Origin of the sequence: Sporosarcina aquimarina (assembly GCF_023715615.1) — a bacterium.
Taxonomy (GTDB): domain Bacteria; phylum Bacillota; class Bacilli; order Bacillales_A; family Planococcaceae; genus Sporosarcina; species Sporosarcina aquimarina_A.
Genome location: NZ_JAMBOM010000003.1, coordinates 349,420 through 371,462, shown reverse-complemented (window position 1 = coordinate 371,462; position 22,043 = coordinate 349,420). Strand labels below are relative to the sequence as shown.

Below are 22,043 nucleotides of genomic sequence, written 5' to 3'. Positions count from 1 at the left end.
TTGCCCACGTGTTACTCACCCGTCCGCCGCTAATCTCAAGGAGCAAGCTCCTATTGATTCGCTCGACTTGCATGTATTAGGCATGCCGCCAGCGTTCGTCCTGAGCCAGGATCAAACTCTCCATAAAAGAGAATTGATTGCTCAATTCGTACTGGCATCATTTAAGATGTCTATCAGATCAACTAAGATCTGTTTGTGTTTGTTTCACCGGCAAAACCGGCTTCTCAAACGATAATTCGTTGACATTTTGCTGTTCAGTTTTCAAGGTTCATAGTGTTGAATTTAGTTATTCGTTGTTGTTTCAGCAACTCTTACATCATAACATGGTGTAAGCATCGTGTCAACAACTTTATTTAACTTCTTTTTTAACCGTTGCAACTCACTGAAATACTTCTTGTAAGAGCAACGTGTTCTATAATATCATGCCTAGTTTAATAGTGCAACCCCTTTTTAAAATCCCTCCAAATATCACTAGCGTCGCGTTAAATTAAGATGTCCAACCTCTGAAAACTGAAATTTCTACTATTAATAGTTTGCACAAAAAAATCCTTTATAATGGGTTGGCGGTGGTAACCTATCCAAATCCAAAATAAAGGACCCTACAATGGATAAGATTACACGAAAAACTTCATTTGAACAATGGCTTTCACCTATTTCTACCGTATTATTTGAAGAACAGGTGAACGCACATCGTCTAGACTACTATACAAAGAAGCTATACATGGCTTCGTTTACGAAACTGTTACTGTACGCCCAGCTTCATGGAACGGAAAGCTTGCGGGCTATCAGTGATTGCACCTTCTCGGAAGAACTACAAGAGGCTTCTAACCTGAAATCGATTAGCTTTTCTCAATTAGGGAGACGTTTACATCAAGTTCCTACGGAATTCTTTCAGGAGATTTTTTTAGACTTAGTGGCTCAAATCAATGAAGCCACTCATCTCCAAATCAGAAGAAAAACAACGACACCATTAAAAATTATCGATTCCAGCACGCTTCCTTTGAACTTGAATAACCATCGATGGGCGGAATTTCGACACACCAAGTCCGGTATCAAACTTCATCTCCGTCTAGCATTCATGGAAAAGGGTTGTTCCTATCCCGACAAAGCAGTTCTAACCAACGCCAAAGAACACGATCGAGGTCAGCTGGAAGTACTTGTCGACGATAAAGAGTGCATGTATGTGTTTGACCGCGGCTACCTGGATTACGAACGATTCGATCGCATGACGGATGAAGGCTATTTCTTCGTCTCTCGCTTACGAAAAAACGCGATTGTTCGACCTATCGAACGCTTTCAGCTGCCAGAGAATTCACTGGTACACTCTGACGACATGGTAGTGATTGGGACGGCGCAAAACCGTACTGAAAACACATTCCGCCTTCTCAACGTGTTAGATTCCAAAGGGAATTAGCTGAATCTCCTAACAAATCGTTTTGACTTATCTGCGGATGAAATCGCAGAGCTGTACAAATCTCGATGGGCGATTGAACTGTTTTTCAAATGGATGAAACAGCATTTGAATATCAAAAAGTTCTACGGTCAGAGTCAACAAAGCGTGCATAACCAAGTCTTTCTAGCCATGATCGTCTATTGCTTGAATGTGTTAGCACAGCTAACGACCAAAAGTAAACGAACCTATCTTCAGATCAGTCGCTATTTAAAAGCAGCTTTATGGAAGCCAGCTCATATATGGATTCGAAAAATCCAAGGAAAAAGCTTTCCGTAACAGTAAGAAATCGCCTCTGGTAAGCTTGTCAACGACTATAGTAAAAAAATGGATGTTCACTACCGTTATTCTAGTGTTTTCGTTTTTTCTCTTAAACCAGAAATAATATAAACAGAACATTCTTACATTATTTAAGCGACACTAGTGTCCAAATATATCTCAAAAAAACAAATAAAAGCCCGCCATTTCAACGTTTATTGTGAAACGGCAAGCTTGGATAAAGATTCATGATCTTCTACTATTCATTTAGTTTATTAACTTCTCAATCGCAATTGAACGATTCATACTTAGATCTACTATTTCTGCTCTGCCATTTAATCTCACGTTTGGTCGCAAGGGATGGTCATGATTTGATGAGAGAACTTCTCCCACATCACCATTTGTTAAAAGAACTTTATCACCCATACAAGGCATACCTATTATTTCATACAATGCATCTAGAATAGTTGGATCGAATTTTCCGAAGTCCTCTTCTTTCATCATTTCTGCCACTCTATAAGGAGATTCTTTTGCGCGATACACTCGTTCGCACGTCATGGCATGGAAAACGTCGGCAACGGCAAGTATTTGAGAAAGCTGTGAAATTTTTCCCCCCTGATCTCCACGAGGGTATCCACTTCCATCCAATCTCTCATGATGTTGCAAAACCGCTAGCTTCATTTCTTGGCGTAATAAAGGTGATTCCTGCATCATTTGATAACTAAACACAGGGTGTTTTTTTACTTCAGCAAACTCTTCCTTTGTTAAAAATGCTGCTTTTTCTAATAAGATTGGATTGATTTTTGCCATACCGCAGTCGGCAAGCGTTCCCGCAAGCCCTAATTGAAGTGTTGTTCCTTTTGGATAGTCAAGCTCACTCGCGAGTGCTGCAGTCAAAACACCTACTGAGACCGCATGATGGTAGAGATATTCTTTCCTATTCGAATACTCATTCAATAATACAAGCATCTTCTTATGTTCCATATACGACTCTAACAACGGCATAATGAGTAAACGTACTTTAGCAATGTCTAGCTTCACACCAGATCTCCATGATGTAAATTCCCTTTTATATTCATTCACCGCTTTTTTGTACATCGTATGCAAATCTGAAGTCCGACTGATTTTGTTTTGAAGCAACTGTTCTATATTGCTCGAAATAACATCTGTCTTCCCAATTTCAGGCTGATCAGTCTGAACGCGATTAATAATACGCTCTTCTACTTTCACTCTTTTAATAGAAAAGAGATCTAGCACTTCGAGATGTTCAATTTCAAGTGTTGTTCCTTTTCGAATGATGGGAAATGCTGTATTTGCGTAAATGTCTTCGGCAATAACTGTACCTGGTCGAAGTTCACTTAAGTTTTTGTAGTTTTCCATTTTTATTCACCGCATTCCTTTTCCAGATGATTGTTCTCTCCTCATCATACTCTATTCTATACATCAAAAAAATACCGGTTTGGAATTTTATCCAAACCGGTATTACTTGAATTACTCTTCAGCGTCAGCTTCTGATGATTTTTCTGGAAGTTCTTCAATCTCATCTGTATGAGGTTCCGAGTCAGATATGCTGGATTGATCAGTTTCCATAGATTCGACTTCAGTCTCATCTAGTTCTTCTAATGATTCCTTTTCGACCTTGGCAACAGTCGCGACGAATTCTTCATCCCCTAAGCGGATTAACCGAACACCTTGTGTGCTTCGACCAATTATAGAAATGTCGTGAATATCCATACGTATCAAAATCCCATGGAGGGTGATCAGCATGAGGTCTTCAGTGCCATCTACAGCTTTCATCGCAACCATCTTACCGTTACGTTCCGTAATATTTAGTGTCTTTAACCCGAACCCGCCACGTGACTGTAGGCGATACTCAGCGACAGGAGTCCGTTTTCCGAATCCATTTTCCGTCACCACAAGAATTTCATCATCTTCTTTGACGATATCCATACCGACGACATGGTCGCCATCACGTAAACGAATTCCAATCACACCGCTTGCTGTACGACTCAATGGGCGAATCGACTCTTCAGTGAATTGAATGAGCATACCATCTTTTGTACCGATAGCAATCGTCTCGCTACCGTCCGTCAACTTCACGTTAATGAGTTCATCCTCTTCACGAAGACGTAGGGCAATTAATCCGTTAGAACGGATGTTAGCAAATGCCATGACAGACGTTCGTTTAACGAGGCCATCGCGTGTTGTGAAGAACAAGTATTGGTCTTCTTCAAACTTTTCGATTGGGATCATCGTTGTTACTTTTTCATCTTTCTCAACATCTAACAAATTCACTAACGGCAAGCCTTTAGCTGTTCTGCTAAATTCAGGAACTTCGTAACCTTTTTTCCGGAATACTCGACCTTTGCTCGTAAAGAACAAAATCGTGTCATGAGTGGATGTATTTAACAAGTGCTCGACAAAGTCATCATCGTTTGTACCCATTCCTTGAATTCCTCGACCGCCACGACGCTGGCTACGGTATGTGCTTGCTGGTAAACGTTTCACATATCCATGGTGTGTAAGCGTTAAGACAGAGTTCTCTTCAGGAATCAGATCTTCATCTTCAAGCATATCCGTACCACCCAGTGTAATTTCTGTACGGCGTTTGTCTGCAAATCGATGCTTGACTTCAAGTAATTCTTCTTTAATAATCTCAATCACTTTAAGTTCGTCTGCCAAAATGGCACGCAATTCATTGATTAGCAGTACCAATTGCTGATACTCTTCTTCAATTTTGTCTCGTTCCAATCCTGTTAGACGCTGCAAGCGCATATCCAAAATAGCTTGTGCTTGACGGTCTGATAGACTGAAACGTTCCATTAGCCCACTTTTAGCTTCATCTGCTGTTTTAGAACCGCGTATGAGTGCAATAATTTCGTCGATGTGATCAAGTGCAATTCGTAATCCTTCAAGGATGTGTGCGCGATCTTCTGCTTTTTTTAGTTCGTATTGTGTTCTGCGACGAATCACAACTTTTTGGTGCTCCAAATAATGATACAAAATCTCTTTCAATGCGAGAACTTTAGGTTGCCCATCGACAAGCGCAAGCATGTTAATACCAAAACTGGATTGAAGTGCCGTTTGTTTGTATAAGTTATTTAACAATACGTGGGCATTTGCGTCTCTACGTACTTCGATGACAATCCGCATACCAGTGCGGTCAGATTCGTCCGCAAGGTGTGTGATTCCCTCAATTTTCTTTTCTCGTACGAGTTCTGCAATTTTCTCAATCAATCGAGCTTTGTTTACCTGGTAAGGCAACTCATGAACAATAATCGTTTCTTTTCCATTCGTTGCTTGCTCAATCTCAACTTTACCACGTACCAACAAAGAGCCACGGCCAGTTTCATAAGCTCTACGGATCCCGCTACGACCTAAAATAATTCCACCCGTTGGGAAGTCCGGGCCCGGAATGATTTCCATCAGTTCCTCCGTCGTAACTGCTGGGTTATCTGCAAGTGCAAGAACACCATCAATTGTTTCACCTAAATGATGAGGAGGAATATTCGTTGCCATTCCTACCGCGATTCCGGATGTACCGTTGACGAGAAGGTTTGGAAAACGGCTTGGTAAGACAATTGGTTCTCTTTCTTGACCATCATAGTTATCCTTGTAGTCAATTGTGTCTTTATTAATATCACGTAATAGTTCCATAGCGATTCTGGACATACGAGACTCTGTATAACGCATCGCTGCGGCGGAGTCCCCATCCACTGAACCGAAGTTTCCGTGACCATCGACAAGCATGTGACGATAGTTGAAGTCTTGTGCCATCCGTACCATCGTATCGTAAACAGCAGTATCGCCGTGTGGGTGATACTTACCGATAACGTCTCCTACAATACGAGCTGACTTTTTATGCGCCTTATCTGCTGTATTTCCGAGATCCTGCATTGCATACAAAATACGACGGTGAACTGGTTTTAGTCCATCGCGCACATCAGGAAGTGCCCGCGAGACGATAACACTCATTGCATAGTCAAGGAATGACGTCTCCATCTCTTTGCTAATATTGATTTCCTGCACACCGCGTTTTGGCAAATCTGCCATGTTGTCATACTCCTTTCAACCTGACCCTTATTTATGAGTAAACAAGGGTAGCTCTCCATAACAGTCACACTGCTTGGCAATCAAGCATCTAGATTCTTCACGTAAATTGCATTATCTTCAATGAACTTTCGTCTCGGAGCTACTTCATCACCCATAAGTCGGTTAAAAATTGCATCCGCTTCGATTGCGTTTTCAAGATGTACTTGAAGTAAAGTTCGCTGATCTGGATTCATTGTCGTTTCCCACAGTTGTGTAGCATCCATCTCACCAAGACCCTTATATCGAGTAATGATTGGTTTAGGTGTCGATGACAATCGGCTTAGGATTTCCTGCAATGCTTCTTCGTCATAACAATACTCTTCGTTCTTACCTTGTTTGACCCGGTAAAGTGGTGGCTGTGCAATATATACATACCCTGCCTCGATTAATGGGCGCATAAATCGGAAGAAGAATGTCAAAAGTAATGTACGAATGTGTGCACCGTCAACGTCGGCATCGGTCATGATCACAATTTTGTGATACCTAGCTTTTTCTAAGTTAAACTCTTCTCCAATACCTGTACCGAGTGCTGTAATCATCATACGAATTTCTTCGTTACTTAAAATTCTATCTAAACGAGCTTTTTCAACGTTCAGGATTTTACCGCGTAACGGTAAAATTGCTTGGAAGTGACGATCTCGTCCTCCTTTTGCAGATCCTCCCGCAGAGTCACCCTCTACGATGTACAATTCACTAATTGCTGGATTACGTGATGAGCAATCGGAAAGTTTACCTGGCAAACTCGAAACTTCCAATGCAGATTTCCTGCGAGTAAACTCACGTGCATTTTTTGCAGCCAGACGTGCACGAGCCGCCATCAAGCTTTTGTCAATTACTTTTCTAGCAACTTGTGGATTTTCCAGCATGAATCGTTGGAATCCTTCTGAGAACAATGAATTCACAATTGTGCTCACTTCAGAGTTTCCAAGTTTCGTCTTCGTCTGTCCCTCAAACTGTGGATCTGGGTGTTTAACGGAGACGATTGCTGTCAATCCTTCACGTACATCATCCCCTGTTAGGTTCTGATCGGCATCCCGTAACAAACCATTTTTACGCGCATAATCGTTAATCACACGAGTTAGTGCTGTTTTATAACCGGACTCATGTGTACCGCCCTCGTACGTATTAATATTATTTGCAAATGAGAGCAGGTTATCAGCATAGCCGCTGTTATGTTGCATAGCGATTTCCACTGAAATTCCGTCCTTTTCTCCTTCGATGAAAATCGGCTCAGGATAAATCGGCTCTTTGTTTTCGTTTAAGTGCTCAACATAGGACTTGATGCCGCCTTCATAATGAAACGTATCTTTACGCGCTTCTTCCCCGCGGTCATCAGTAATCGTAATTCGAAGACCTCGATTCAAGTAAGCAAGTTCTTGAAGGCGATGTGCTAAAACACTGTATTCGTAAACAGTTGTTTCCGTAAAGATTTCAGGGTCAGCTTTAAATCGAGTCGTAGTCCCTGTTTCATCAGATACACCGATTTCTTCCAATTCCTGGACTACTTTCCCCTGACTGAACTTAATCGAGTATAGTTTGCCATTTCGTTTCACAAATGCTTCTGTCTCTATAGACAAGGCATTCACGACAGATGCACCTACACCGTGTAATCCACCAGAAACTTTGTATCCGCCACCGCCAAATTTACCACCAGCGTGTAGCACAGTCATAATTACTTCAACTGCCGGTCGTCCAGTAGAACTTTGTATATCTACAGGAATGCCTCGACCATTGTCGTCGACTCGGATCCAGTCTCCTTTTTCAATTGTCACTTCGATGTGGTCACAATAACCTGCTAATGCCTCATCGATACTATTATCAACAATTTCCCAGACCAAATGGTGGAGCCCTTTACCGCTCGTTGTCCCGATGTACATACCAGGTCGTTTACGAACTGCTTCTAACCCTTCCAGCACTTGAATCTGATTGGCATCATATGCGTTTTGCAACTCTTTTTCTTCCATGGCCAAACTGTTCACCTTTCCTTTCCGAACATGCCGGCATCCCGGTCTTATTTTTCCGGTATCTATCCATAAACAGGTCTCACACGTTGTCTCGTCTTGACACGGTTCCATCTTCAACTTCATAGATGGCAGCTTGACGAAGAGTTTCGTGTTCGATTCCTGCAACGGTTGTTGTTGTAACGAACGTTTGCACTTGTCCTTGAATCGTATTCAGTAAATGGGATTGACGATAATCATCTAACTCACTTAACACATCATCGAGAAGCAAAATAGGTGCTTCCCCTACTTCTTGACGCACTAACTCAATTTCCGCAAGTTTTAATGACAAGGCTGTCGTGCGTTGTTGTCCTTGAGATCCATAGGTTTGTATATCATAACCATTCACCATAAACGTCAAATCATCGCGATGTGGTCCAATGAGAGTAATCCCCCGATCAAGTTCACGTGTTTTGACTTCCGCAAGCTTTTTCATCAAGATATCCTTCATCTCATCATCGGATTGCGCAGGTGATAATTCTTTTAGAGTGCTATAAGAGACTTCCAGGTTCTCTAGTCCACGAGAAATCCCGTTATGAATCGGTCCAGCCCACTTTTGTAATAACTCCAAAAAGTAGTATCGCTTTTTTATAATTTGTACCGCTTTATCGACAAACTGTTCGGTATAGACATCAAACATGACATCTTCGAATTGACGTTTTCCGCGGTTATCTTTTAAAATCGCATTCCTCTGTTTCAAGAGTTTCTGATAATGCAGTAAGTCATGCAGATAAACCGGCGAAATTTGTCCAATCTCCATATCAAGGAATCGCCGTCTTACTTGAGGGCTACCTTTTACGAGATTAAGATCTTCAGGCGCAAACATAACGACGTTCACTTGCCCGATATACAAACTCAGCCGGTTTTGCTCAATATGATTCACACGAGCTTTTTTTCCCTTTTTGGAAATTACTAGCTCGATGGGAAGATGTCCATACTTGCGTTCTACATCACCTTCTATTTTACCATACTCCTGGCCCCAGCGGATAAGTTCACGATCATTTGACGTTCGATGTGATTTTGCCATAGCTAACACATAAATTGCTTCCATGACATTGGTTTTCCCTTGTGCGTTTTCGCCAATGAATACGTTAATGTGCGGAGAAAATGATAAATCGAGGGAGGCGTAATTTCTGTAGTCCGTTAACGCGAGGCGATCAATGTGCATCCCGAGTTCCATATGGGTCAGCGATCAGCTTATACTTACCAGCACCTGGTACCATAACAAGATCTCCATCATACAGTTTTCGACCTCTTCGCTGTTCTTCTTCACCGTTAACGTAAATTACGTTCTCACTGAGAAACCACTTTGCCATTCCTCCTGAGCTGATCACATTGGCCATTTTCAAGAGTTGTCCTAGCGTTACATATTCCGTATTGAAATGTATCTCTTCCATTTGCATTCAATCCCTCACAAAGTTAGTTTGTATTTCTATTTTACCGGACTTTTGACTATAAGTAAAAAGGATAGCCGCTTTACGGCCATCCTTTTTTGTTCAATATGTGCGAACTGGCAAAATGAGTTGGAGAATAGAATCATTGTCTGTTGCTTTTAGGATGAATGGACGCATCGTTCCAGTGAAATGGACTTCGATATTTTGTCCATCGATTGCTTTCAAAGCATCCATCATATATTTAGCACTAAACGAAATTTTCAACTCTTCGCCTGTTACTTCTTGTGCCTCGATTAATTCCTCAACCTTTCCGACTTCTGGTGAGTTCGAAGAAACTTCGAGTGTGTTACCACCTTCAGCTGAAAAACGAACGATATTGTTTCGGTCTTCACGAGCCAATAACGATGCACGGTCAATTGCTTGTAGAAGTTGTTTCCCGTTTACCGTTACAGATGTTTTGTATTCAGAAGGAATGAGACGGGATGTATCTGGATAATTGCCCTCTAACAATCTTGAATAGAATAAAACATTACGTGTTTTAAACAATACTTGTTGATCGGCAAAAATGATTTCTACCGGTTCTTGTGTATCTGGAAGAATCTTATTCAGTTCTTGTAGACTCTTTCCTGGAATTACAATGCTAAATGGCTGCTCGGGAACTTGTTCAGGTCTTGTTTTTCGACTAGCTAAACGATGACTATCTGTAGCCACACAAACGAGCTCTCCATCTTTCAACTCCCAATGAACACCAGTAAGTATAGGACGAGTCTCATGTTGAGAGACTGCAAATACGGTTTCTCGAATAACAGACTTTATGAGATCAGATGGTAAAGACATCCGGTGTTCATCTGAGACTTCAGGTAGTATCGGGTATTCGTAAGGATCAGAACCAATGAGATGGAATTCAGACTTTCCAGAACGGATATGTGTGTGCATGCCTTCAGTTACTTCAATCACAACTTCATTAGTCGGTAGCTTACGTACGATTTCACTAAAGAACTTTGCTTGAAGAACAATCATGCCACTTTCCATAACTTGAATAATTTGTTCTCCATCTTGTTCTACGGGAATGGATGTACAGATTGTAATATCCGAATCACTACCTGTCATCGTTAATCCTTTTTCATTTACTTCGATTTTGATACCCGTAAGAATCGGGATCGTCACTTTCTGACTAATCGCTTTCATGACATCGCTCAAACCTTCGAGCAATTTATCTCTCATGATTTCAAATTTCATGTGAACCCCTCGCTTATATAATGAATTAAAGTACTTAAAAGAATAGTAGTAATAGTAGTAGGGGCTGTGGATATGTGGAAAAGCCCTTTGAACGAATAACAAGCAAGGTTTTCCACATGTGTATAACTTGTGTGTGAACGTGCACTAGTTATTCTAGGATATCCACAGTCTCGTTAACTTCTACCTAGCGCTGCCCGAATGTCTTGTATGTCTTGTTGGAGCGATTTATCCTCTTTGATCATTTTAGAAATCTTCTCATGCGCATGGATGACTGTAGAATGGTCCCTTCCCCCAAACTCCGAACCAATCTTAGGTAAAGAAGCATCTGTCAGTTCACGAGAAAGGTACATTGCAACTTGACGTGGAAATGCAATGGCACGAGTTCGTTTTTTAGCTGAGAAATCCTCCAAGCGTACGCTAAAGTGTTCCCCAACGGTCTTTTGAATATCAACAATAGTAACCATTCGTGGACGGGCATTCGGAATAATATCCTTTAATGCTTCTGCAGCAAGATCTGGTGTGATATCCATATTGACCAGTGATGAATAGGCAACAACACGAATAAGTGCCCCCTCAAGCTCGCGGATATTCGTGTAAATTTGATTGGCGATGTATAGCATTACTTCATTTGGGATATCAATAAGACCGTCTGCTCTAGCTTTCTTTCGTAAAATTGCAATCCGCGTTTCTAAGTCAGGCGGTGCAATATCGGTGATCAATCCCCATTCAAAGCGAGATCTTAGCCGATCTTCCAGTGTAGGAATCTCTTTCGGAGGTCGATCGCTGGAAATGACAATTTGCTTGGATTCTTCATGCAACGTATTAAAAGTATGGAAGAATTCTTCTTGCGTTTGTTCTTTTCCCGCAAGAAATTGAATATCATCAATTAGCAGCACATCTACGCTTCGGTATTGGTCACGAAACTCTCCCGCTTTGTTGTCACGAATCGAGTTGATGAACTCATTTGTAAACTTTTCACTCGATAAGTAAACCACTTTAAGGGCAGGGTTTTGTTCCAATACGTAATGTCCAATTGCATGCATAAGGTGAGTTTTCCCAAGTCCTACACCACCGTATATGAACAACGGATTGTAGGATTTTGCGGGCGCTTCTGCTACCGCTAGTGATGCCGCATGTGCAAAGCGATTTCCTGATCCGATGACAAACGTGTCAAACGTATACTTGGGATTCAGCATTGCAGCCGTCGTAGCAACAGCAGATTTCTCTACTTTTTTAACGACTGGTTTAGGCACAGCAAAGTCTTTCTCAGCCATGTCTTCAGGAACTACAAATTGAATTAACCGGTCTTCGCCAGTCAACTCTGAGAGAATTCCCGTTATTAAATGTACGTAATGGGTCTCCAACCACTCTTTTGAAAATGAATTTGGCACAGCAATTGTTACATTTTCAGATCCGTACGATAAAAGTTTTGTCGATTTCAGCCACGTTTCAAAACTGGGCCGGGAGATTTTTTCCTCTACTTTCGACAGAACATCCTGCCAAAGGTTTTCTAAATGCTCCACAAGTGAACCTCCTTTTCGCGAACTAAACCCGGAAGTATGTATTATACACAGTTTCCACGCTTGTGGGTAACTATTATTCAAAGTTGTTGAAAAAATTATCCACAACTTATTAACAATTGTGGATAAGGGAAGATGTATGAAATTATATGCACAACAAAATCTTTCTCATTGTATCAGCAATGTTCTTATATCGCAAGGGATTGTATGAGTTATACACATTGCCGGCAAATGTGGACAGAAATGTTATCCACAAGCAGGGATATGTGAAAAAGCTGTCGACAAATGTTAGTTTTTGAAAAAATCTAAATGACACTGATGCACAGAACAAAATTTTGTCTAGGGAAAAAAATGTGGATAACTATACGTGCTCAAATTTGAAGAGGATGAACCAGATCACGAGAAAGAACTCAAGTGATACTGGAAAAACCGTTTGACAATGACTCTTCAGACAGCTATACTTGTCAAGACTGTTATATGTAACATGTAATTGAGTCAGTAAAGCAGGAGGTGTCTTCTAACATGAAACGTACATTCCAACCAAATACACGTAAACGCGCAAAAGTCCACGGCTTCCGTGCACGCATGAGCTCGAAAAACGGACGCAGAGTCCTTGCAGCCCGTCGCAGAAAAGGAAGAAAAGTTCTTTCAGCGTAAGCCACTGACACATTCAGTGGTTTTTTTTTATGCCAAAGTCACAAAATACTACTACCACGCGATGGAGCAGGTGCCTAATGAAAAAGAGTCAACGAATTAAAAAGAACGAAGAATTTCAACGAGTTTTTAAAACCGGCAAATCATTTGCGAACCGACAATTCGTTGTGTACGTATGTAAAGCAGAAGTTCAGCGTGAATTTCGAATTGGACTTTCTGTAGGCAAAAAGATTGGGAACGCCGTCATGCGTAATCGTATAAAACGATGCATTCGCCAATCCTTCTTAGAGATGAAGGAAGATCTTCAGCAAGAGTATGATTATGTCATTATCGCCAGACATCCGGCGGCCACTTTAGATTTTCATGAAACAAAAAAGAGCTTACAGCATGTGCTACGAATCGCACGGGTCTTAAAGAAGAAGTAGAACTAAAATCAGCGTTCGTGATACACTGACACTAAGACTGTCTAGAAAAAAGATTGAGATTTGGGGGAACTATATTGAAGAAAAAAGCAGGGTTGCTGTTCATGCTAACAGCAATGTCCGTTTTTTTGGCGGGCTGTTCAGATTTTAAGGAGCCGATTTCTGCTTCTAGTGAAGGGTTTTGGAGCAAATATATTGTTTGGCCACTCGTTTCTTTAATCGAAACGTTTAAAGAATTACTTGGCACATATGGGCTCGGAATTATCGCAGTAACGATTATCATTCGTCTCATCTTACTGCCACTAACATTGAAGCAAACTCAAAGTTCAAAACAAATGCAAGCAATCCAACCAAAACTTCAGGCATTAAAAGAGAAGTACAAGTCAAAAGATGCAGTTACTCAACAAAAGTATCGTGAAGAAATGCAAGCTGTCATGTCGGAAAACAAAGTCAATCCAGTAGCAGGTTGTCTACCTGTACTTGTTCAAATGCCGATATTAATTGGTTTCTATCATGCAATTAGTCGTATGAATGCAACACCAGAAATTCCACTAGGTAAATTCCTTGTGTTTGATTTAGCAGCACCAAGTATTGCATTAGCTGTTTTTGCAGGAATTATGCAATTCCTCGTATTGCGTACAGGTCCAGCAATGGATAACCCTCAAATGAAGATCATGATGTACATCATGCCGTTTTTCATTATGATTTTCGGTTCGTTTTTGCCAGCAGCCCTCGCGTTATATTGGGTTGTCGGAAATACATTTTCTATCATTCAAAACTTCTTCATCTATAAACCGTTTAAGAAAAAAGAAGTGGTGGTTGAGCAACCCAAGAGTAAAGGGGGAACTAAACGGAAATGAGTGAGATCAGACAGACCGGCAAAACCGTTGAAGACGCAATCGCCTCTGCGTTAGAGAAATTGAATACTTTGCGGGACCAAGTCGATGTCCAAGTGATCACCGAAGGAAGGAAAGGTTTTCTCGGCTTCGGTGCAGTACTTGCCGAAGTGCTAGTTAAACGTCTTCCTGAAGAACCGGTTCTAAGTACTTCACCAACTTCCGATTTAAAGGAGGAAGTTGGTGTTGAAGAACTTGTACAAGAACCGCCTTCCGTTCAAGTTTCTACTATAGAAATAGTCGAAGAACGAACTGAAAAGTTAGATTCCGAAGCAGAAACTGACACAATAGTATTGTCGGAACCCACCTTAACGGACGATGAAATTATCGCAGAAACGAGTGCGTATCTCTCTCAGATTGCAAACGACATGGGTGTGGAAGATCTACAACTTACCCATAGAACAGATGGGAAAGTCATTTACTTTCAATTAGAAAGTGAAAAAGCAGCATTTCTAATAGGTAAAAGAGGAAGTACACTAAATGCGTTACAGCAATTAGCGCAACTAGTAGCGAACAAAGGAACCGGGACTTACAAAGTAGTACGTGTTGATGTTGGAGATTACCGAGTTCGTCGTGAACAGGCACTCATGCAACTTGCAGAACGAATGGCCGATAAAGCCATTCGTAGCGGGCGAAAGGTTCAGCTGGAACCGATGCCCTCAAACGAGCGAAAAGTCTTGCATCATGCATTAGCAGACCGACTTGACGTTGAAACGTACTCCGAAGGTAAAGATCCCCGTCGTTATTTAGTAATAGAACCAATTGTGTAAAAAGGGCTGAAAAAGCCCTTTTTTTTATGCCTTTTTTAGCTTTAGAAGTATAAAAAGACTGCCAAACCTCTAAAATCTTTACATTCATTTCATTGAACTATCTCCGTATTAAGTCACCATAACTAGAACAATTGTTACTTGATTTGACACGTAAAATTTCCAGTTTTCACGAACCATTTCATGTAGAGAAACGACATTCTTATACAATTTCCTTTTACGAAAAAAGCTGTTGTATCGACACTAAATTGGAGACAGCCACAAAACTTTCAAGTTATCCACATTTTTTCGTACCACATGCTAGGACAACAGACCGATTTATGATAAAATTTACTGTTAGATAGTTACGCCCGAAAAATGGTTGTGCACATGTGGATAACGAAAAACAGGAAGGTGAGTCAGCGTGCAATTTGATACAATAGCGGCAATTTCGACGCCGATGGGAGAAGGAGCAATTGCGATAGTCCGAATCAGTGGAGATGAAGCTGTTGTAATTGCGGATAGATTGTTCCGTTCACCGTCTGGGAAGCGATTAATAGATTCATCGTCCCATACGATTCATTATGGTCACTTGGTGGATCCATCGACTGACGAAACTGTGGAAGAGATTATGGTGTCTCTCATGAAAGCGCCGAAAACGTTCACTCGTGAAGACGTAATCGAATTAAATTGTCACGGTGGTTTGGTGTCCGTGAATCGAGTTCTTCGACTAGTACTCCAATATGGTGCACGTTTAGCTGAACCAGGTGAGTTTACAAAGCGTGCCTTTTTAAATGGGCGGATTGACCTGTCTCAGTCAGAAGCTGTAATGGATTTAATACGAGCAAAAACTGATCGAGCTATGAATGTTGCATTAAATCAGATGGACGGGAAATTGTCCCGTCTGATAGGCGAGTTACGTCAGGCCCTTCTTGAGACACTTGCACAAGTCGAAGTGAATATCGACTATCCTGAGTATGATGATGTAGAAGAAATGACGATTCCGCTCATGATCAAGAAGGGGGAATGGGTGCGAAGTGAAATTATTAAGCTTCTCTCAACTTCTTCTCAAGGTAGAATTCTTCGAGAAGGGCTTTCGACAGTTATTATTGGACGTCCGAATGTAGGGAAATCTTCCTTACTTAACAGCCTTGTCCAGGAAAATAAAGCAATTGTAACTGACATAGCGGGGACAACTCGTGATATTATTGAAGAGTACGTAAATGTTAAAGGCGTCCCGTTAAAACTGGTCGATACAGCGGGGATTCGTGAAACTGAAGATTTAGTGGAACGAATTGGTGTAGAACGCTCGCGACAAGTACTAAAAGAAGCAGACCTCGTGATATTGTTGTTGAATGGTTCTGAAGCACTGTCTCCTGAAGACGAACGATTACTTGAAACGATTCGTCCAATGGATGCGATTATTGTCGTTAACAAGACGGACCTACCTCAGCAAATCGATATAGAGACCGTCATCCAACTGGCAGGTCAAAAGCACGTTATAACTACATCTATCCTTCAAGATGAAGGCGTAGATGAGCTGGAAGAAACTATTGCGGGCCTATTTTTTGGCGGCGGCATCGAAGCAGAGGATCCGACGTATGTTTCAAACGAGCGACATATCGCACTGTTGCACCAAGCGAAAACATCTATTGAAGATGCGATTCAAGCAGCAGAAGCGCGCGTTCCTATCGATATGATCCAAATTGATATTACACGGACTTGGGAACTGCTCGGTGAAATTGTAGGAGATACCGTTCAAGATAGTCTCATTAACCAGCTATTCTCTCAGTTTTGCCTCGGGAAATAACCAATTGAACACGCGGCTACAGCTGCGTGATTCACATACAGGAAGGATGAACGAGCATGCCACAATTTGAAGCAGGCACGTTCGATGTTATCGTAATCGGCGCCGGTCATGCAGGCGTAGAAGCAGCATATGCATCAGCAAAAATGGGAGCGAGCACACTCGTACTTACCATGAACCTGGATATGATTGCCTTCATGCCTTGTAATCCATCACTCGGAGGTCCTGCAAAAGGAATTGTTGTCCGAGAGATTGACGCATTAGGCGGCGCGATGGGTAAAGTAATCGACAAAACACACATCCAAATGCGGATGTTAAATACAGGAAAAGGACCTGCAGTTCGTGCACTTCGAGCACAAGCAGACAAAGTCCTTTACCAACAAGAAATGAAACGCATGCTTGAAGACGAAGAACATTTATCTCTTCACCAAGGTGTCGTTGAAGAACTGATTGTGGAAGACGGTGAAGTAAAAGGTGTGCTCACGCAAATTGGAGCCATCTATCGTGCAAAAACGGTCATTGTTACAACAGGAACGTTTTTACGAGGAGAAGTCATCATCGGGGATTTGAAATACTCGAGCGGTCCAAACAACCAGATGCCTTCTATTAAATTGGCGGATAGCCTCCGTGAACTAGGTTTCGACACAGTCAGATTTAAGACCGGGACACCTCCACGTGTGAATAGTAACACGGTCGATTATAGCAAAACTGAAATTCAACCAGGCGATGACACCCCACGTGCATTCAGTTTTGAAACGACTGAATTCATTACAGATCAGCTGCCTTGCTGGTTAACATATACATCACCGTTAACGCATCAGCTTATTAACGATAATCTTCACTTATCGCCAATGTATTCAGGTGTCATTAAAGGCAAAGGACCAAGTTATTGTCCATCGATTGAGGATAAAATTGTCCGTTTTGCGGACAAATCAAGGCATCAAATCTTCCTTGAGCCTGAAGGTCGGAATACACGTGAAATGTACGTTCAAGGATTGTCTACAAGTTTACCTGAACACGTACAACGTAAAATGATTGAAAGTGTTCCAGGGTTAGAGAAGGCTCAAATGCTACGTGCAGGGTATGCAATTGAGTATGATGCAATTGTCCCAACACAGCTATGGCCAACACTGGAGACTAAAAAAATTAAGAATTTGTATACTGCAGGTCAACTAAACGGAACATCCGGTTATGAAGAAGCCGCTGCACAGGGAATCATGGCGGGAATCAATGCAGCAAGTCGTGTTCTCGGAAAAGAAGAAGTGGTTCTTGGACGTGCGGATGCTTACATTGGAGTCTTAATCGATGACCTTGTAACAAAAGGAACGAGCGAGCCATACCGTCTACTTACTTCCCGTGCAGAATACCGCTTATTGTTGCGTCATGACAATGCGGATTTACGTCTCACTGAAATTGGACATACACTTGGTATGATTTCTGATGAACGCTATGAAAAATTTGTAGTGAAAAAACAACAAATTGAAGAAGAAATTGAACGGTTACGCAAAGTATCGGTGAAACCTGAAGAAGCTGTTCAGGCAATCATCGAAGCGGCAGGTGGAACAGCACTTCGTGAGCCAATGAAAGCCGCAGATTTGTTGAAGCGTCCAGAGATGAAATACGATGAAATTAGTAAAGTTATTCCTCCGGAAACAGCTTGTACACCAGACGTAGCCGAGCAAGTTGAGATTTCTATAAAGTACGAAGGATACATTGAAAAAGCGATGCAACAAGTGAATCGTATGAAGAAGATGGAGAACAAAAAGATTCCAGAGGGCATTGATTATCATGCAATTTCGGGTCTTGCTAAAGAAGCAAGAGCGAATTTAAGTGATGTGCGTCCGTTATCAATTGCACAAGCTTCCCGAATTTCAGGTGTGAATCCAGCAGACATTTCCATCCTTCTTGTCTACATTGAACAAGGTAAAATCGCTAAAATATCCGGCTAACCCCAGCTAATACGGATATGAAGTCCGTATTAGCTTTTTTGAAAGGTGGATTTCAGTGAACGAAGAACAATTTATTGAAGCTTTGCAAGAAAAGGGGATATCCCTTAATGATCAACAAATCTCTCAGTTTCATCTGTATTTTACAATGCTCGTAGAGTGGAACGAAAAGATGAACTTGACTGCAATTACTGATGCGCCTTCCGTTTATCTTAAACACTTTTATGATTCAATTTCAGCAGCGTTTTTTGCAGATTTGACGCAAGAGCTAACACTTTGTGATGTAGGAGCAGGTGCCGGTTTCCCAAGTATTCCGTTGAAGATTTGCTTCCCGAATCTGCACGTTACAATTGTGGATTCATTAAACAAACGTATAAATTTCCTTAATGAACTTGCAGAAAAGCTGGAATTGGAAAATGTACGATTTGTTCATGCGCGCGCTGAGGATTTTGGACAAAATCCAATGTACCGAGAACAATTTGACATCGTAACTGCACGTGCTGTTGCACGACTAAGTGTCCTATCAGAATTATGCGTTCCTGCACTTAAAGTTGATGGACGTTTCATTGCGATGAAAGGTGCTGCAGCAGCTGAAGAAATGGTTGATGCAAAAAAAGCACTTGAAACTCTCGGCGTTGTGTTAGAAGATAAGCATACATTCTCTCTTCCACTAGAAGAGAGTGAACGGACTGTATTTGTTTTCTCAAAAGTTAAAAAAACGCCTAAAAAGTATCCACGAAAACCGGGCATGCCAAATAAGACGCCAATCTGTTGAACTGTTTCACGTGGAACATTGTAGGCCATATAGAAGGGGAGTGAATGTGTTGCTCTTTTTCTTACATAGGTTTTCAGTCCAATCCAAGGGAAGTGGACTGCCGTCAAAACGTTTCAATGGGATTAAGTTGAACGAATGATGGATGAAAATCATCCTCTCTGCAGCGACTGTTCGTGTTCACAATAGAGGATAGTCTTAAAAAGGTGGTGTCTGGAATGAAAAATACGTTCTCACGTTTTTTTGGGAATGGAGAAAAAGAACTCCCCCCGATAGAAGAGGCGGAACCTATGGTGAATGAATCCGTAGAACAAATTCAAATTGATCGTATTAAGCCGAATCGTTTTCAACCGCGCACCATCTTCTCTGAAGAGAAAATTGAGGAGCTGGCTCGAACGATTCATACGCACGGGATCATCCAGCCAATCGTCATACGACAGACTGAAGAAGACGCATATGAAATCATCGCAGGGGAGCGACGTTACCGGGCAATGAAAAAACTCGGGTGGGAAGAAGTTCCTGCTATAGTACGTAACTTGGATGATAAAGAAACAGCTTCTATTGCTTTAATCGAAAACTTACAACGAGAAGAACTTACAGCAATTGAAGAGGCATATGCTTATGAGAAGTTATTAGAGCTACATGCGCTAACTCAAGAAGCGTTAGCACAACGTTTAGGAAAAGGTCAGTCAACAATTGCAAATAAAATGAGATTGCTAAAATTACCAGAAGAAATTAAACAAGCAATTCTGACAAAAGAGTTATCAGAGCGTCATGCTCGAGCACTCATTGCGTTGAAAGATCCAGAACTGCAGAAACAAGTGTTTCAGGAAGCAATAGAAAATGGTCTCAACGTAAAACAATTAGAAGCAAGAATCAAAGAAGTGTTAACACCTCCTGAGCCTAAAGAAAAAAAGAAAGCTCCACGGAGGAAGTCAGTGAGTAAAGACGTCCGCATTGCAGTCAATACGATTCGCCAATCGTTAACGATGGTAACTAAGAGTGGAATTGACCTAACTACGGAAGAGGAAGACTCAGAGGACTATTACACATTTACGGTGAAAATCCCAAAATCGAAATGAAAATAGTGTGAATTGACTCTTGCTTTCAGGTAGCAAGAGTTTTTGCTCTGTTATTCATACCATTTACAACACTTTTTTGGTAAACTGATAGATAGAACAAATATGCAAGGATCGAACAGCATGTAAGGAAGAAAGCAGGTGCTCGTTTGGGAAGAATTATCGCAATAGCCAATCAAAAAGGCGGCGTTGGCAAGACAACTACCTCGGTAAACCTCAGCGCCTGTCTTGCACATATTGGGAAAAAAGTATTGTTAATTGATACAGATCCACAGGGAAATGCAACAAGTGGGGTAGGCATTAACAAAGGGGACGTCCAAAATTGTATTTATGACATTCTTATAGATGATGTTCCAATGAAAGACGTTATTTTGCCGACAAAAGTACCTCAATTGGATTGTATTCCCGCAACGATTTCTTTGGCTGGAGCCGAAATTGAATTAGTATCAACGATTTCCAGAGAAGTTCGTATGAAACATGCCATTCAAGAAGTGAAAGCAGATTACGATTACATTATTATTGACTGTCCTCCATCACTAGGTTTATTAACGATTAACGCACTGACTGCATCCGATTCCATTATCATTCCAGTGCAATGTGAATATTACGCACTGGAAGGATTAAGTCAATTGCTCAGCACGATTCGTCTTGTACAAAAGCATTTGAACGAAAATCTTGTCATTGATGGTGTGTTACTTACGATGTTTGATGCGCGTACAAACTTAGGGATTCAAGTGATTGACGAAGTAAAGAAATACTTCCAAGACAAAGTATATAAAACGATTATTCCACGGAATGTAAGGTTGAGTGAGGCACCGAGTCATGGTGAACCGATTATTTTATATGATGCTCGGTCACGTGGAGCGGAAGTTTACTTAGAGCTGGCAAAGGAAGTGGTTCACAATGGCTAAAGGTCTTGGTAAGGGGATTAATGCATTGTTTCCAGGAGAGTCTCTTGTAAAGGCAGAATCAGTGGAGCAAATTAATCTAAAAAGTATTACTGTAAATCCGTATCAACCGAGAAAACGTTTTGATGAGGCTGCAATTCAAGAACTCAGTGCTTCCATTAAAGAACACGGTGTCTTGCAACCCATTATTTTACGGAAAGTCGGATCTGCACATGAAATCGTTGTAGGTGAGCGCCGTTTCCGTGCTGCAAAATTGGCGGGACTAAGAGAAATTCCAGCAGTCGTTCGTCAACTAACAGATGCAGAGTCAATGGAACTTGCAATTCTGGAAAATCTTCAACGTGAAGACTTATCACCAATTGAAGAAGCCGAAGCCTACCAGAACCTAATGGATAGTTTAGGGCTTACCCAAGAACAACTTGCGTTTCGTTTAGGAAAAAGCCGTCCACATATTGCAAATCATATTCGATTACTCGCACTTCCCGAAAAGGTCCGTAAAGATATTACGGAAGGGAAGTTATCGATGGGGCACGGTCGTACATTACTCGGCTTGCGCAAAAAAGAACAAATTAATATTATCGCTGAAAAGACAATGAAAGAGGGCTTAAATGTTCGTCAATTGGAAGCGTTAGTTCAAAAACTAAATGAACATGTTTCACGTGAAACAAATAAGAAGAAAGAAAAGAAAGATTTGTTTCTCGTAGAGCAGGAAACATCGTTACGCGAACACTTTGGAACAAACGTATCTATTAAGAAAACAAAAAACAAAGGCAAAATTGAAATTGAGTTTTTCTCTGAAGAAGATTTTGAACGTATATTAGATTTGCTGAATGATTGAACGTGTACCTATTTCGCACTAG

Annotated in this window: 17 protein-coding genes, 1 rRNA gene and 1 pseudogene; 11 read left to right on the top strand and 8 right to left on the bottom strand. The window is 41.3% G+C overall.

Annotation, left to right across the window (positions count from 1 at the left end; genetic code table 11):
- A 16S ribosomal RNA gene (locus M3197_RS11360) occupies positions 1 to 127 on the bottom strand; the annotation flags it as partial.
- A 477-nt stretch (positions 128 to 604) separates the two neighbouring features.
- Between M3197_RS11360 and M3197_RS11355 the strand changes: the two are divergent.
- Positions 605 to 1,729 (top strand): annotated as a pseudogene (locus tag M3197_RS11355) (IS4 family transposase).
- Between the two features lie 246 nt (positions 1,730 to 1,975).
- On the opposite strand, the gene M3197_RS11350 reads toward M3197_RS11355, so the two are convergent.
- From M3197_RS11350 to dnaA, 7 genes are all read right to left on the bottom strand, one after another.
- Complete coding sequence (locus M3197_RS11350) at positions 1,976 to 3,088, bottom strand: HD-GYP domain-containing protein (RefSeq protein WP_251661637.1); 1,113 nt, start codon at positions 3,086 to 3,088, stop codon at positions 1,976 to 1,978.
- 111 nt (positions 3,089 to 3,199) lie between these two features.
- Complete coding sequence (gene gyrA / locus M3197_RS11345; RefSeq protein WP_251661636.1) at positions 3,200 to 5,761, bottom strand: DNA gyrase subunit A; 2,562 nt, start codon at positions 5,759 to 5,761, stop codon at positions 3,200 to 3,202.
- Positions 5,762 to 5,841: 80 nt separating this feature from the next.
- Positions 5,842 to 7,764 carry a DNA topoisomerase (ATP-hydrolyzing) subunit B gene (gene gyrB / locus M3197_RS11340; RefSeq protein ID WP_251661669.1) on the bottom strand — a complete coding sequence of 641 codons (1,923 nt, stop codon included), beginning with the start codon at positions 7,762 to 7,764 and terminating at the stop codon, positions 5,842 to 5,844.
- Positions 7,765 to 7,843: 79 nt separating this feature from the next.
- Positions 7,844 to 8,968: a DNA replication/repair protein RecF gene (gene recF / locus M3197_RS11335; protein WP_251661635.1), complete on the bottom strand. Its 1,125-nt coding sequence runs from the start codon at positions 8,966 to 8,968 to the stop codon at positions 7,844 to 7,846.
- The gene (yaaA, locus tag M3197_RS11330; RefSeq protein WP_251661634.1) at positions 8,958 to 9,197 is read right to left on the bottom strand and encodes a S4 domain-containing protein YaaA; all 240 of its coding nucleotides are present in this window, start codon (positions 9,195 to 9,197) and stop codon (positions 8,958 to 8,960) included. The genes recF and yaaA overlap by 11 nt, the downstream gene beginning before the upstream one ends.
- A 99-nt stretch (positions 9,198 to 9,296) precedes the next feature.
- Positions 9,297 to 10,433, bottom strand: a complete 1,137-nt coding sequence (gene dnaN / locus M3197_RS11325) for a DNA polymerase III subunit beta (protein ID WP_251661632.1) — start codon at positions 10,431 to 10,433, stop codon at positions 9,297 to 9,299.
- Positions 10,434 to 10,606: 173 nt separating this feature from the next.
- Positions 10,607 to 11,956, bottom strand: coding sequence for a chromosomal replication initiator protein DnaA (dnaA, locus tag M3197_RS11320; protein WP_251661630.1), 1,350 nt, complete (start codon positions 11,954 to 11,956; stop codon positions 10,607 to 10,609).
- 519 nt (positions 11,957 to 12,475) lie between these two features.
- On the opposite strand from dnaA, the gene rpmH reads away from it, so the two are divergent.
- The 10 genes from rpmH (at position 12,476) to M3197_RS11270 (ending at position 22,021) form a co-directional block, all read left to right on the top strand.
- Entirely contained in the window at positions 12,476 to 12,610 is a 135-nt protein-coding gene (gene rpmH / locus M3197_RS11315; protein ID WP_025784280.1) for a 50S ribosomal protein L34, read from the top strand.
- Between the two features lie 77 nt (positions 12,611 to 12,687).
- Positions 12,688 to 13,032: a ribonuclease P protein component gene (gene rnpA, locus M3197_RS11310; RefSeq protein ID WP_251661628.1), complete on the top strand. Its 345-nt coding sequence runs from the start codon at positions 12,688 to 12,690 to the stop codon at positions 13,030 to 13,032.
- Between the two features lie 74 nt (positions 13,033 to 13,106).
- Entirely contained in the window at positions 13,107 to 13,889 is a 783-nt protein-coding gene (gene yidC, locus M3197_RS11305; protein WP_251661627.1) for a membrane protein insertase YidC, read from the top strand.
- A complete protein-coding gene (jag, locus tag M3197_RS11300; protein ID WP_251661626.1) occupies positions 13,886 to 14,695 on the top strand; it encodes an RNA-binding cell elongation regulator Jag/EloR in 810 nt (269 codons plus the stop codon). The genes yidC and jag overlap by 4 nt, the downstream gene beginning before the upstream one ends.
- Before the next feature lie 400 nt (positions 14,696 to 15,095).
- Entirely contained in the window at positions 15,096 to 16,481 is a 1,386-nt protein-coding gene (gene mnmE / locus M3197_RS11295; protein WP_251661625.1) for a tRNA uridine-5-carboxymethylaminomethyl(34) synthesis GTPase MnmE, read from the top strand.
- Positions 16,482 to 16,537: 56 nt separating this feature from the next.
- Entirely contained in the window at positions 16,538 to 18,427 is a 1,890-nt protein-coding gene (mnmG, locus tag M3197_RS11290) for a tRNA uridine-5-carboxymethylaminomethyl(34) synthesis enzyme MnmG (protein ID WP_251661624.1), read from the top strand.
- A 55-nt stretch (positions 18,428 to 18,482) separates the two neighbouring features.
- Positions 18,483 to 19,199 carry a 16S rRNA (guanine(527)-N(7))-methyltransferase RsmG gene (gene rsmG, locus M3197_RS11285; protein ID WP_251661623.1) on the top strand — a complete coding sequence of 239 codons (717 nt, stop codon included), beginning with the start codon at positions 18,483 to 18,485 and terminating at the stop codon, positions 19,197 to 19,199.
- A 215-nt stretch (positions 19,200 to 19,414) separates the two neighbouring features.
- Positions 19,415 to 20,278, top strand: a complete 864-nt coding sequence (noc, locus tag M3197_RS11280; protein WP_251661621.1) for a nucleoid occlusion protein — start codon at positions 19,415 to 19,417, stop codon at positions 20,276 to 20,278.
- Between the two features lie 146 nt (positions 20,279 to 20,424).
- Positions 20,425 to 21,186 carry a ParA family protein gene (locus M3197_RS11275; RefSeq protein ID WP_125101120.1) on the top strand — a complete coding sequence of 254 codons (762 nt, stop codon included), beginning with the start codon at positions 20,425 to 20,427 and terminating at the stop codon, positions 21,184 to 21,186.
- Complete coding sequence (locus tag M3197_RS11270) at positions 21,179 to 22,021, top strand: ParB/RepB/Spo0J family partition protein (protein ID WP_251661619.1); 843 nt, start codon at positions 21,179 to 21,181, stop codon at positions 22,019 to 22,021. Before M3197_RS11275 ends, M3197_RS11270 begins: the two co-directional genes overlap by 8 nt.
- Positions 22,022 to 22,043 lie beyond the last annotated feature (22 nt).

Excerpts from the sequence above, each read along its gene's own strand:
- M3197_RS11350 (WP_251661637.1), bottom strand. The coding sequence starts at position 3,088 with ATGGAAAACTACAAAAACTTAAGTGAACTTCGACCAGGTACAGTTATT.
- gyrA (WP_251661636.1), bottom strand. The coding sequence starts at position 5,761 with ATGGCAGATTTGCCAAAACGCGGTGTGCAGGAAATCAATATTAGCAAA.
- gyrB (WP_251661669.1), bottom strand. The coding sequence starts at position 7,764 with ATGGAAGAAAAAGAGTTGCAAAACGCATATGATGCCAATCAGATTCAA.
- recF (WP_251661635.1), bottom strand. The coding sequence starts at position 8,968 with ATGCACATTGATCGCCTCGCGTTAACGGACTACAGAAATTACGCCTCC.
- yaaA (WP_251661634.1), bottom strand. The coding sequence starts at position 9,197 with ATGGAAGAGATACATTTCAATACGGAATATGTAACGCTAGGACAACTC.
- dnaN (WP_251661632.1), bottom strand. The coding sequence starts at position 10,433 with ATGAAATTTGAAATCATGAGAGATAAATTGCTCGAAGGTTTGAGCGAT.
- rpmH (WP_025784280.1), top strand. The coding sequence starts at position 12,476 with ATGAAACGTACATTCCAACCAAATACACGTAAACGCGCAAAAGTCCAC.
- rnpA (WP_251661628.1), top strand. The coding sequence starts at position 12,688 with ATGAAAAAGAGTCAACGAATTAAAAAGAACGAAGAATTTCAACGAGTT.
- jag (WP_251661626.1), top strand. The coding sequence starts at position 13,886 with ATGAGTGAGATCAGACAGACCGGCAAAACCGTTGAAGACGCAATCGCC.
- mnmG (WP_251661624.1), top strand. The coding sequence starts at position 16,538 with ATGCCACAATTTGAAGCAGGCACGTTCGATGTTATCGTAATCGGCGCC.
- noc (WP_251661621.1), top strand. The coding sequence starts at position 19,415 with ATGAAAAATACGTTCTCACGTTTTTTTGGGAATGGAGAAAAAGAACTC.
- M3197_RS11270 (WP_251661619.1), top strand. The coding sequence starts at position 21,179 with ATGGCTAAAGGTCTTGGTAAGGGGATTAATGCATTGTTTCCAGGAGAG.